The 12,767-nt window shown below is 71.0% G+C and carries 8 protein-coding genes; 4 read left to right on the top strand and 4 right to left on the bottom strand.

Annotated features, from left to right (window positions below):
• Nucleotides 1–2: 2 nt before the first annotated feature.
• The gene (locus BUE44_RS14810) at nt 3–2,822 is read right to left on the bottom strand and encodes a galactose-binding domain-containing protein (RefSeq protein WP_235002162.1); all 2,820 of its coding nucleotides are present in this window, start codon (nt 2,820–2,822) and stop codon (nt 3–5) included.
• A gap of 363 nt (nt 2,823–3,185) precedes the next feature.
• On the opposite strand from BUE44_RS14810, the gene BUE44_RS14805 reads away from it, so the two are divergent.
• Nucleotides 3,186–3,740: a hypothetical protein gene (locus tag BUE44_RS14805; protein WP_073498259.1), complete on the top strand. Its 555-nt coding sequence runs from the start codon at nt 3,186–3,188 to the stop codon at nt 3,738–3,740.
• 78 nt (nt 3,741–3,818) lie between these two features.
• On the opposite strand, the gene BUE44_RS14800 is transcribed toward BUE44_RS14805, so the two are convergent.
• Both BUE44_RS14800 and BUE44_RS14795 read right to left on the bottom strand, forming a co-directional pair.
• A complete protein-coding gene (locus tag BUE44_RS14800; RefSeq protein ID WP_079189741.1) occupies nt 3,819–4,607 on the bottom strand; it encodes a DUF3152 domain-containing protein in 789 nt (262 codons plus the stop codon).
• A gap of 204 nt (nt 4,608–4,811) precedes the next feature.
• Nucleotides 4,812–6,632 (bottom strand): adenylyl cyclase, encoded by a 1,821-nt coding sequence (locus tag BUE44_RS14795; protein WP_235002160.1) that lies wholly within the window; start codon nt 6,630–6,632, stop codon nt 4,812–4,814.
• A 376-nt stretch (nt 6,633–7,008) separates the two neighbouring features.
• On the opposite strand from BUE44_RS14795, the gene BUE44_RS14790 reads away from it, so the two are divergent.
• The 3 genes from BUE44_RS14790 to BUE44_RS14780 are packed head-to-tail and all read left to right on the top strand — an operon-like array spanning nt 7,009 to nt 12,075.
• Entirely contained in the window at nt 7,009–7,953 is a 945-nt protein-coding gene (locus BUE44_RS14790) for an ABC transporter ATP-binding protein (protein ID WP_073498255.1), read from the top strand.
• Nucleotides 7,950–9,320 (top strand): ABC transporter permease, encoded by a 1,371-nt coding sequence (locus BUE44_RS14785; RefSeq protein ID WP_073498252.1) that lies wholly within the window; start codon nt 7,950–7,952, stop codon nt 9,318–9,320. The genes BUE44_RS14790 and BUE44_RS14785 overlap by 4 nt, the downstream gene beginning before the upstream one ends.
• Nucleotides 9,321–9,324: 4 nt before the next feature.
• Nucleotides 9,325–12,075, top strand: coding sequence for a bifunctional YncE family protein/alkaline phosphatase family protein (locus BUE44_RS14780; RefSeq protein ID WP_073498249.1), 2,751 nt, complete (start codon nt 9,325–9,327; stop codon nt 12,073–12,075).
• A 66-nt stretch (nt 12,076–12,141) separates the two neighbouring features.
• Here the strand turns inward: BUE44_RS14780 and BUE44_RS14775 are convergent, their stop codons facing one another.
• A complete protein-coding gene (locus BUE44_RS14775) occupies nt 12,142–12,684 on the bottom strand; it encodes a DoxX family membrane protein (RefSeq protein ID WP_073498247.1) in 543 nt (180 codons plus the stop codon).
• Between the last annotated feature and the right edge of the window lie 83 nt (nt 12,685–12,767).

The raw sequence follows: 12,767 nt of genomic DNA, 5'->3' as shown, positions 1-12,767 counted from the left end.
GGTCAGGCCTTCCAGACCTGGAATTCCGAGAGCTGGCCGGCCGGCCAGCCCGAGTTGGCCGTGATGGTCACCCGGAGGTAGCGCTGGGTGGCCGCGGGGAAGGTGAGGGTGACGGTGTTGTCCGCCGCCGGGTCGAAGGTGCAGGTGGCGGCCGCCTTGAGGGTGCTCAGGGTGGAGCCGTCCGTGCTGCCCTGGACGGACAGCGTCTGGGTGCGGGCGCCCCAGCCGGACGGCAGCCGGAGCACGATGCGGGAGACGCTCTGCGCCGAGCCGAGGTCGACCTGGACCCACTGCGGGAAGGCGTTGTTGGCGCTCTCCCAGTAGCTGGAGCGGTCCGCGTCGGTCACGTTGGCGGCGCTGTAGGCCTGGGTATGGCTGGACTCGCTGGTGGGGCGGCCCGCGGCCAGGTCGGTGGCGGGCGTGGTGCCGCCGGAGGTGGCGAAGACCAGGCTGTTGAGGTTCCAGCCGCCGTTGTCCTGGTTGAGCGTGAGGACCGAGCGGCCCGCGGGGAGGGTGACGGTGGTGGTGGCGGTGGCCCAGTTCTGCCAGCCGCCGGTGGCCGCCAGGTTCACCGCGCCGCTGAGGTTGGCGCCCGAGGCGTCGGACAGGTGCAGGGCGCCGCTGACGGCGGCGGGCGCCGCCACCCGCAGGCCGACGGTGTACGAACCGGCCGAGGCGGCGTTCACGGTGTAGCGGAACCACTGCCCGCCGCTGGTCCAGCCGAGGTCGTAGCCGCCGCCGGTGTCGGAGGTGGCCTCCAGGTCGATGCCGTCGGCGCGGTAGGCGGTGCCGTTGCCGTTGACGGAGGTGGCGTTGTAGGCGCTGCCCTGGCCGCCGGTGTCGTAGTTCTCCGCCTGGACGGTGCCGGGCACCGCGGCCGGCGTGCCGCCGAAGGGGCCGGTGGCGGGGGGTGTGGAGGTCTGCCAGCTGTTGCCGCTCAGGGTGGCGGTGAAGGCGGCGGAGTTGTCGGCGTAGGCGGTGGCGCCGGCGTGCAGGCCGGTCAGCGTGTTGCCGGTGATGGTGGCGGACCCGCTGGGCGCCGGGTAGAACGGCGGTGAGATCACCACACCGTTGCGTCCGGGGTTGGTGAGGGTGTTGTTCTGCAGCAGCGTGTTGGTGGAGGTGGAGAAGCCGACGGCGTCGTAGAGCGAGTCGGCGACGGTGTTCCCGGTGACGGTGACGTGGTCGACGACGCCGGTGTTCTGGCCGTCGCCGCCGTTGCCGATGTGCAGGGCGGGCTGTCCCTGGCTGTAGGCGTTGCCGCCGGAGCGCACGACGACGTTGCCGCTGACCGTCGCGGACAGCAGGTCGCTGCCGTTGACGCCGAAACGCCCGGCGCCCAGGCCGATGTAGCGCGCGGTGTCGCTGATGTAGTTGTTGCTGACCAGCTGGCCGCTGCCGCCGTAGATCCCGATGCCCTTGCCGCCCCAGGGGGCGATGGCGGTGTTGCCCGTGAAGGTGATGCCGGTCATCGGGTGGTAGTACGTGTTCGTGCCGTTGTCGGTGTTGTAGTTGACCGAGTTGATCGCCATCGCGTCGTCGCCGGTGCCGCGGACGAAGTTGTTGGTCGCGGTCAGGTTGTTGCCGGTGTCGGCGTTGAGCGAGACGTTGTTGAGGTTGATCCCGTCGGCCCAGATCGAGGTGAGCCGGCTGTTCTGGACCTTGCCGCCGGTGCCTGAGGCCCAGAAGCCGGACATGGTGTGCTGGGTCCAGATGCCGTCGGCCACCCAGTTGGTGCCCGTGGTGTCCATGGCGCCGCCGTCACCGCCGACGGTGCTGCGGCTCACCGCGTTCGCGTCGATGTGGAAGTTCCTCACCGTGCACGAGGTGACCGAGAAGAGTGCCGCCAGGGGCGTGCTGTTGGGGACCGGCACATCGCGGTAGATCGTGCTGTACCACAGGCCGGCTCCCGCGATGGTGATGCCCGTGGCGTGCAGCCCCGCGGTGCCCTTCACGTAGAAGGTGCCCGGCGGGATCCACAGCGTCCTGGACTGCGACTGGGCCTGGTCGATGCAGCTCTGGATGGCGGGGCCGCTGTCGACCGCCTGGCTGTCGCCGGCGCCGTTGGTCGGGTTGCCGTCGGAGACCGCCCCGCAGCTGGTCAGCGAGATCGAGTTGGCCGGCTGGGCGAGCGGGGCCGGCGGGTTCTCCACGTCGATGGAGTCGATGTCGTAGGAGGGCGCGGAGTTGGCCGCGTCCTTCTTCAGCGTGAGGGTGCTGCCCGGGGCGATCGGGGCGCCGGTGACGAAGGTGTGCGACTCGTCGAAGAACACCCGCGGGGAGCCGTCCGCCGGGTTCTGGTTGTCGCTGGTGTTGTAGTTGTTGTTGCCCTCGTACACCCAGGTCTGCTTGGAGTTGAGGTTCAGCGCCTGCCGGAAGGTGCCGTCGACGTACAGGTCGAGCGTGCCGGTGATGCCGCCGCCGGACGCCGAGTCGGGGATGCTCGCACGGACGTTGACGAAGCTGATCGGCTGGCCGGTGGTGTTCGTCCACTGCACCGACTGGCCGGTGCCGCCGAGGTGGGCGTACGCGTGCCCGGACGCCTCGAGGGTCGCGCTGGAGTACTGCGTGGTGGGCGCCGAGGTCAGCGCCACGGCGGTCGCGCCGCCGGCCAGCGTCCCGGCCTCGCCCTCGTAGACGGTGAACGGTGTCGCCGCGCCGGCGGCGGCGACCGCCTGCGCCCGCGGTACGGCGACGGCGAGCGGGGTGGCGGCGCCCGCCGGCGCGACGGACATCCAGGCCAGACCGGCCAGGGCGGCAAGGGCGGCGGACATACGTGGGAGGACCCGCGCCTTCCGCAGCGGCCTTGGGATCGCATGCATCGGATGCTCCTTCAGGGTGGGGGGAGGGGCGTCCGTACCGTACTGAGCACCTCACCGCTTCGCAAGGTTCCGCGCTGTCAAAGAAATTTTTGCGCAGTTCATTGGAAACAGTGCGCTCCATGGGCGCACACATCGGATGACCGGGCGTCCGCGCCGGGAAATCGGGGCATATCGAATTTGCGGGCGCTTGAACCTCGCGCCCGGCGGATGGACTTGCGCCACGGAAAACACCACCCGCACCAATACGGCCAATTGAACCCACGCGAATCCGGGCAGGCCAACTTGCTTACGGCACCGGCGGGGTGCCGCTAGTCTCAGCCCCCACGTGTACGTCGAACGACTTCAGCAGGGAGACACAGAACCATGACGCACGATGTGCCGCCGCCGTCCGGCCCGCCGGCTCCGCCGCCGAACGCAGGCGGCCCGTCAGGAACTTCTTTCGACCCGGCATCGGTCGACCGTCTCGACTGGGCGATTCTCGGTATCGGGGCCGTCGTGTTCGTCTTCTCGTTCTTCGACTACTACTCCTGGGATTTCGGCAACCAACTCGGCATCGACATCCCGAGTGTGAGTTGGGGCGCCTGGCACTTCGACCACGGGCTGTTCATAGCCTGGTTCGCGATGGTCCTCACCGTGCTCGGCGCGGCCGTGCTGGCCGTCAGCCTCTTCGCGCCCGCGGTCACGCTGCCCTCGCCGGCCAGGGCGCTGTCCTTCCTGGCCTTCGCGGCGGGCTTCGTGCTCTACCTCGTCGCGATCTTCGCGCACTCGGACTTCGGCCCGGGCGGCGGCCACGCCTTCAGCTTCTGGATCAGCCTGATCCTCGCGGGCGCCGGCTCCGTGATCGCCCTGATGCGCGCTCAGCAGACCGGCACCCCGCTTCCCGGCCAGCTGAACAGCCTGCCGCGCATCGGCAAGTAGCGCGCCCGGCGGCGACAGGAGAGGACCGCGGCCCCACGCCCCCGAAGACGGGACGCGGGGCCGCGGTCAGGTGCACGCTCAGGGCACGTGCGGCCCGCCCAGATAGCGGCCGCGGGAGTCGTAGGGCCACGCGTTGGCGACACAGCCGTGCAGGCCGTCGATCTGCTGCATCATCGCGGGAGCCGGCCGCCCGGGGCCGGGGCAGCCCTCGTGCCCGTGGCCGATGCGATGGCCCACCTCGTGGTTGATGATCAGCGCGCGGTATTCGCCGACGGGGCCGGGGAATTCTGGTGAGCCGGTCTTCCAGCGCTTGAGGTTGACGACCACCTGGGCGCCGACGTCGCAGTTCACCTCGCCGTGGGTGTGCAGTCCGGCGGCCCCGCAGATGGAGTCCACGGTCGCCGGACTGGCGATCTTCACCTCGAAGTCGAAGGAACCGCCCGACACGAGCTGGAAGGCGTCGTGGCGGTCGGCGGTCCAGCCGCGGGGGTCGGCGAGTATCCGCTCGATCTCGCGGGCCGCGCTGTCGGCCGAGACACCGGTCCCCCGCTCGACCTGCACCTTATAGCGCCGGATCCTCCCCCGGCCCACCGCCGCACCGGACACGGTGGCAGTGCTGAAGACACCGTCGCCCTTCTGCGGTCCGGGGTCGGGGCTCCCGCTCGTCGCCGTCCCGCCCGCCTTCGCGCCCGCCGCCCCGCCCGCCACCGCGCCGGTCCTCCCGTCCGGCCCGGCGCCGGGCGTGCTGCTCGACATGTGCGAGACCGCGGCGGCGCCGGCCAGTCCCACGGCCGAAACCACGCACAGCGCGAAGATGCGGCGCCTGCCGGCGCGCCCTCGGACTGTGCCGCCCCTGCCCGACCTCATGGCCTGTGACCTGCCTTTTTTCGCATGCTGCATGGCAGATCACACTGCGGGTGCCAGGTCATCGCCACTTGCCCAAAGAGTCACGGCACCGTAACAGGCGGCCGTGACAAGCGATCGCGGCAGGCTGCGGACGTGCGGGAACGCCGGATCGGGCGGGTCCGCGGGGGACCCGCCCGATCGTCGGGCTCGGCGTGGCGGCGGCGGTCAGACCGTCGCGACGCCGTTCGTGTACTTCTTCATGTTGTAGACAGCGAAGCCGTTCTGGACCGGGTCGCCACTGTTGTTGATGCAGTGGAGCATGCCGCCACCGCCGGGGCCGTTGAGGCAGACCGTCATCAGGTCGGTGAAGACGACGCCCGGGGTGTCGGGCACCTCGTAGGTACGGTCGGTGTAGATGTCCGCGTTGAGGTTGAAGAAGCAGTAGCTGCCCAGGCCCCACGCCAGGTGGTCCCGCACGTGGTCGCCGACCTTGTAGGACGCGTAGCCCTTGGTGGTGCCGTGCACCCAGGAGGACTGGGTGGGGACGTCGTACGGGTTCTCGTTCTGGAAGAAGTACGTGCGGCCGTGGTCGCCGTTCCAGATCACCTCGTACTTCTGGTAGTGCTCCACGAACAGGCCGTAGGTGGTGACGTGGTCGCCGTTCACCAGGATGCCGGTGTCGGCCGGGTTGACCGACCAGCCCACTGTGCCGTCGAGGCCGTGGTCCGCGCGCCACAGCCACAGGTGGTCGCAGATGACGTCGTTGCTGTCGATCTGCAGGCTGATGCCCGCGCCGCCGGCGACGGCGCCGCCGATCCGGGCGAAGACGTCGTAGAGCACGGTCGGGTCGCCGTCGTGGCGGCGGCGGCTGCGGCCCTCGCCGACCTTGAGCAGGACCGGGGTGTGCGCGGAGGCGGCCTCGACCAGCACACCGGCGACGGTGACACCGCTGACGTCGGCGACCTCGATCAGGGTGTTGCCGTGCGTGGAGCGCAGCGTGGTGTAGCCCAGGCCCAGCACGACGGTGCCGGGGCGGGTGACCCGGATCGTCGAGGACAGGTCGTAGATGCCGGGCGTGAACAGCAGGTGCCGACCGCGGGCCAGGGCCTGGTTGATCTCGGAGACCGAGTCGCCGGGCTTGGCCACGAAGAAGTCGGACAGCGGGATGCTGTGCCCCGCGGCCCGCCCGCGGGCCCAGGTGGTGCCGGTGCTGTTGCTACGCAGCGAGGGCACGAAGACCCGGTACGAGCCGTGCCGGTCCACCGTCAGGAACGGCTTTTCGCGGACGACCGGCGTACGGTCGACCGTCGTCATGGGAGGCGTGGGGAAGGACTGGGCGGGGGCGCCCTGGACGCCGACGAAGACCATGTTCCAGTTGGAGCCGGCCCAGCTGCCGAAGGTGTCGTTGCGTGACAGCCACTGCTGCTGCGAGCCCGACTGCACCTGGCCGTCCACCACGCTGTCGGCCAGGAAGCCGCCGCTGGACCAACCGTTTCCGGGCGGGCTCGGCATCAGGTTCATGTCGCCCTTGATGTGCACCCGGCGCATCGGCCCGGCCTGCGCGACGGCCCAGCGGTTCAGGCCGTCCGGAGGCGCGACGCTCAGGTTCTCCGCGGCCCGCCAGAAGTCCTGCGTACCGTTGCCGCCGAACCACTGGGCGTCGACCGTGACATGACCATTGATCAGTACGTCGTCGGGGCTGTCACCGAGGCCGAGCACATGGGTGTAGAAGCCGACGTTGATGTCGACCGTGTACGTACCGGGCATGAAGGCCAGCACGTACCGCTCGTCGCCGAACTGGTTGGACTCCTGGATGGCGAAGACGGCGTCGACCTTCGCCTGGATCGCCGCGTCGCCCATGGAGGGGTCGAAGACGAGGACGTTCGGCCCGAGGTCGGGGCCCCGGTGCGGGTCGTGCGAGGAGTGCGATGACGACGAGGAGGTCGACGCGAAGGCCGACTGGGCGGCGATGCCGCCGGCCAGCGGCACCGCGGCGGCCACGGCCGCCCCGCGCAGTACGGAACGACGAGAGGGAATAACGGACACGGCTCTCCCTGGAGTGGTGGATGGGGGGAGTGGTCACGGTTGGTCCTGAACCGCGAGAGAGCGCTCTCAGGGACGAAGTGAAGCATCAGGGCAATGCAGCGTCAATAAAGAAGTAGTAATGAACCGTCCAGAAGATGAACGCAGTCGGACGCCGCGATCCGCACCACTGGGGCACGTGTGGCCCCTGCGAACCCGCCAACTCGCCGCCACATGACGTGCTCACGAAGACGTGGTGGTCAAAGGCCCGACGGCGAGAGTCGCGCCGGGGTGCGGCAGGAGGCCGTCGTCTCCCGTTCAGACATCGTTCAACTCCCTGTCCGCGCCTGGGCTTTGTGCCCTCCCTATCGTCCCTGGAGGTTTGTGAAGGAAGGGACTCATGGAAACTCCCCCCGCGGTGCGGGCTCGTGGGATCACCAGGTGCTTCGACGAAGTCGTCGCACTCGACGGCGTCGACCTGGACGTGGAGCCGGGCCGGATCCACGGCCTGGTCGGACCCAACGGCGCCGGCAAGACGACGCTGCTCGGCCTCCTGCTGGGCCTGGCCGCCGCCGACAGCGGCAGCCTCCACATCCTCGGTGCCCCGGTCGGGCGGGCGCTCGCCGCCCCCGAAGGCGTCGCCGGCTTCGTGGACGGGCCGGGCCTCTACCCCTCGCTCACCGCCCGGCAGAACCTCGCCGCGCTGGCCGCGCTGCGCGGCGGCCGCGACGCGCGGACCACCGCGATCGACGACGTCCTGGACCAGGTCGGGCTCACCGACGTCGCCGACGACAAGGCCCGCGGCTTCTCGCTGGGCATGCGGCAGCGGCTCGGACTCGCCGCGGCCCTGCTCGCGGAACCCAGGCTGCTGGTGCTCGACGAGCCGTCCAACGGCCTTGACCCGGCGGGCAAGAAGCACGTGCACGGCGTGCTGACCCGCCTCGCGGCCGAGGGCACCGCCGTGGTGCTGTCCAGCCACCGCATGGACGACCTGGAGGCGCTGTGCTCCGAGGTCACCATCCTCGCCACCGGGCGGGTCGTCTTCTCCGGACCGCTGAGCAAGCTGGCCGCCGAGAACGGCGAGTTGGACTACCGGCTGCTCACCTCCGACCCGCGGGCCGCCCGCACCCTGGCCGCGGGCACGGACGGCGTCCGCGTCGTGGAAGGCGCCGGGGAATGGCGCGGCGCCGAGGCGCTGGTCGTATGCGCCCTGGTGCCCGCCCTGGACGAACTGGTCGCCCGGCTGGTGCGGGAGGGCGTCGCGATCCGCGAACTGGCCCCCGTGGTCTCGCCGCTCGAAGCGGCCTTCCTCACCCTCACACAACCGCAGGAGGACGGCCGATGACCGCGACAGCGACCGCACCGGTCGCCGGGGAGAACGCTGCCGCGGTCCGCCGCGTCTCGGTTGCCCGGGGCTACCGCTTCGAGCTGGTCAAGCTGGTGTCCCAGTGGCGCATCCGCCTGGTGGTCCTCGCCTGCTGGACCGCGCCCGCGCTCTTCGTCGCCGCGGTGAGCCGGCAGAGCACCCTGCCCTCCGACACCCTCTTCGGCCGCTGGATGCACGCCACCGGGTGGGCCGGGTCGCTGGTGGTCCTCGGCTTCGCCGGCACCTGGGCGCTCCCCCTGCTGACCTCGCTGGTCGCCGGCGACGTCTTCGCCGCCGAGGACCGGCTCGGCACCTGGCGCCACCTGCTGGTGGCGGTCAGGTCGCCGCGGCGGATCTTCGCCGCCAAGGCGCTGGCCGGCCTCACCGTCGTCCTGCTGCTGGTGGTCGGCCTGGCCTGCTCCAGCGCGGGCGGCGGCCTGCTCGCCGTCGGCAACCATCCGCTGGTCGGCCTCGACGGCCACCTGCTGGCGCCCTCCGACGCGGCCGGCAAGGTGCTGCTCGCCTGGGCCTGCGTGCTGGCCCCGACCCTGGCGCTGGCCGCGATCGGGCTGCTCGGCTCCGTCGCGCTGGGGCGCTCCCCGATGGGCCTGCTGCTGCCCGCGCTGGTCGCGCTGGCCATGCAGCTCGCCCAGATGCTGCCGCTGCCGGTGGCCGTACGCCTCGCACTGCCCGGCTACGCCTTCATCTCCTGGAACGGCCTCTTCACCGACCCGGCGCAGCTGCGTCCGCTGGCGATCGGCGTCGCGGTCGGCCTGGTGTGGGCGGTGGCCGCGACCGCGCTGGCGTACGCGGTCTTCGTCCGCCGCGACTTCACCAACGCCTCCTACGACGGCACCGGGCGCCGGGCGGTCACCCTCGGCGCGCTGCCGCTCGCCGCCCTGCTCGGCGCGACCGTCGCGGCTGTCGCGGTCGCGACGCCGTCGGCGGGTTCCGGTATCGGGCAGGACAAGGTCCAGCGCTCGGTCGCCGTCGCCTTCGCACACCTGTACCGCATGCAGACCGCCGAGCTGAAGCGCCCCGCCGTCACCGAGGCGGAGCTGCGGGTCTCGGCGGCCTGCAACAAGGGCGGCGGCCAGCGCACCGCCGAGGGCGCGGGCAACGACTGGCGCTGCGTCGTGTCCTGGCACCTCCCCGGCGTCCAGGCGGTGGGCACCGCCGTCTACCAGCTCGACATCACGTCTGACGGGCGGTTCGTGGCCGACGGCGACGGACCGAAGGAAGTGAACGGCTACTTCCTGGTACGGACCCCGATCGGGGACGCACCCAACCCCCTGTGGCAGTTCGACGGCAATGTCGAGCTGCTCGACACCACCCCGAAGGGATAACCCCATGCAGGTAGTACGACAGCGTCGGACCGGCGAGAAGGCGCAGATCAGCCTTCTCGGTCGACGTGTCGGCCGCCGGAGCGCGCTGGTGACGGCGTGCATCACGGTCGCTCTCGGCGTCACGGGCACCGCTGTTGCCTCGACGCAGCAGTTCGGCACCCAGCACGTCGGTCAGGTCACCCCCAAGGGCCAGGTCGTCGCCGACGACCAGTACATCGACCCGTACGGCACCCGTACGGTCATCAACGACGGCAAGATCATGTCGTCCACGGTCAGCCCGGACGGCAGCACCCTGGCCGCGGCGGTCGCCGACGGTGACGCGGCGCTGGTCCTGATGGACCTCACGACCGGTGCGGTGAAGCAGAAGGTCGGTACGAACGCCGCCGACGGCCTGCGGATCAAGAGCGCCTCCGTCGGCCAGGAGGGCCCGACCTACTCGCCCGACGGCAAGCAGCTGTGGCTGGGCCAGAGCGACGGCTACACCAGGTTCACGGTGAACGCGGACGGCACGCTGGCCAACCCGGTGGCCGTCCCGATCCCGGTGGACGGCACCAAGCACGCGCTGGTGGGCGCCGCGGTCTTCTCCGCCGACGGTGCCACCGTCTACTCCGCGGTCAACGGCCAGAACCGGGTCGTCGCCATCGACGCGGCGACCGGGGCGCTCACGCAGAGCTGGAACGTGGGCACCGCCCCGCGCGGCCTGGCCCTGGTGGGCGACAAGCTCTACGTCAGCAACGAGGGCGGCCGGCCCGCGAAGGCCGGCGAGACCACGATCAACTCCTACGGCACCGACGTTCCGGCCGATCCCAGGACCGGTGCCGCGACGACCGGCACGGTCAGCGTCATCCACACCGCCGACACGACCGCCGCCGTCGGCACCATCGATGTGGGCCTGCATCCGACGGCGGTCTACGCCAGGAACGGCGCGGTCTTCGTCACCGACACCGCGGACAACAAGGTGTCGGTCATCAGCACCGCCCGCGACAAGGTCGTGCAGACCATCGCGACGCAGCCGTGGCCCGAGGCGTCGGTCGGCTACGAGCCGAACGCGGTGACGCTCACCGACGACGGCCACCTGCTGGTGACCCTCGGCCGGGCCAACGCGGTCGCGGTCTACAGGTACTCCGGGGCGCAGCAGCCGGTCAGCTACGTCGGGCTGCTGCCGACGGACTACTTCCCGTCCGGGATCACCGAGGTCGGCAAGCAGATCGTGGTCTCCAACACCCGCGGGATCGACGCCCTGCGGCCCACCACCGCGGCCGGGCACGGCACCCACGACACGACGTCGAGCATCACCCGGTTCACGCTGCCCGGCGACCGCGTCATCCGGCAGCAGACCGCGAAGGTCTTCCAGCAGAACGGCTGGGACCACGGCTCTGCCACCACCGCCAAGGGCCGCAAGCCCAAGGCCGTGCCGGTGCCGGCGCGTATCGGCGACCCCTCGACGATCAAGCACGTCTTCCTGCTCGTCAAGGAGAACCGCACCTACGACCAGGTCTTCGGCGACCTGCCGCAGGGCGACGGCAACCCGGCGCTGACGCAGTTCGGCGAGAACGTCACGCCCAACCAGCACGCGCTGGCCCAGCAGTTCGGGCTGTACGACAACTTCTACGACGTCGGAACGAACTCCGCCGAGGGCCACAACTGGCTGATGCAGTCGGACAACCCGGAGTACACCGAGTCGTCGGCCGGCGAGTACACCCGCAGCTACGACACCGAGAACGACGTGCTGGGCCACCAGAAGACCGGGTTCATCTGGACCGGTGCGCAGGCGGCGGGCAAGTCGGTGAAGGACTACGGCGAGTTCCAGTCGCTGGAGAGCAAGCCGGCCGGTGCGAGCTGGCAGAACCTCTACTGCGACGCCAAGACCATGGACGCCACCGGTGCCCCGTCGGCCTACCCGATCTCGACGGGTTCGGCGATCCCCTCGCTCAACAGCGTCTCGGTGCCCGGTTTCCCGCAGTTCGACCTCGACGTCCCCGACACGTACAAGTACCAGGTCTGGAAGCAGGACTTCGAAAAGAGCGGGCCGGCGAACCTGAACATGTTCTGGTTCTCCAACGACCACACCGGCGGCCCGGCCAGCCCGGCCGCCCAGGTCGCCGACAACGACCTCGCGGTCGGCAAGATGGTCGACGAGATCACGCACAGCGCGTACTGGAAGGACTCCGCGATCTTCGTGGTCGAGGACGACTCCCAGGCCGGCCTCGACCACGTCGACGGCCACCGTGCCCCGGTCCAGGTCATCAGCCCCTACGCCCAGCACGGCACCGTCGACAACCACTACTACTCGCAGATCACCATGGTCCGCACCATCGAGCAGATCCTCGGGGTCCGGCCGATGAACCAGAAGGACAGCGCGGCCACCCCGATGTTCGGCGCCTTCACCGGCAAGCCGGACTACACGCCGTTCACCGCGGTGCCCAACCGCGTCTCGCTGACCGACGGCCTGGCCGCGCAGCCGTCCTGCGGCCCGGACACCCCCGCCACCCAGAACCCCCAGGCCACCCGCGTACCCGCCACGACCGCGGTGCCCGCGGCCGAGCGGCAGGTGGCGGCGCAGTGGAACAGCTGGAAGTCCCACCAGCGCCTCACGGGCCCGCACGCGGTCCCGGACTTCGCCAACCCCCAGCAGATGGACCGCTTCACCTGGTACCAGACCTTCAACTGGGCCAGGCCCTACCCCGGCGACAAGAAGATCCTCGCCCCGAACGACGTACCCGGCGCCTTCCTCCCGTCGGCGGAGACCGACTGATCCGGCTCCGATGTGCCGAAGGGGCCCCCGGCTGCCGGCCGGGGGCCCCTTCGGCGCGATGTGCGGCTACTCGGCCGCCGCCTGGGGACCCGGCTCCCCCGCGGCCACCAGCGTCGCCGTGCGGCGGTTGAGCACGACGGTGGCGGCGGCGGCGCTGAGGGCGAAGGCCAGCACGACGGTGCCCGGGCTGTTCAGCCGGTGGCCGGTGAGCCGGTCGAGCGAGTAGCAGCCGGGGCCGGCCAGGCCCAGGCCCGCCGCGACGAAGCCGAGGAAGGCCGGGTATTCGAAGCCGCCCTGGTGGGCGAAGAAGCCGGAAGGCGCGTGCACGGCCACCGCGCCGGCCATGGCGCCGGCCGCGGCCGCGCCCGCCAGGGGCGTGGCGAGCCCCAGGGCGAGCAGCGCGCCGCCGCCGGCTTCGCCGAGGCCGGCCGCGATGGCGCTCTCCCGCCCGGGGGTGAAGCCCATGCTCTCCATGGCCGCGGCCGTGCCGTCGATGCCGCCGCCGCCGAACCAGCCGAGGAGTTTCTGCGAACCGTGCGCGAGCAGCACCCCGCCGGTTCCCAGACGCAGGGCGAGCAGGCCGAGGTCCTTGCGATAGCTGAAGGGCATGGGGCCAGACCTTCCACAGACGGTGCCAGTGTGATCCTTCTGCCCATCCTGCCCCGGTGGACGCACCCCCGCACGCGGTCGCG

This window comes from Actinacidiphila paucisporea (assembly GCF_900142575.1).
GTDB lineage: Bacteria > Actinomycetota > Actinomycetes > Streptomycetales > Streptomycetaceae > Actinacidiphila > Actinacidiphila paucisporea.
Note: the sequence above shows the minus strand (reverse complement) of the source record. Positions and strands in the feature narration are given on the sequence as shown.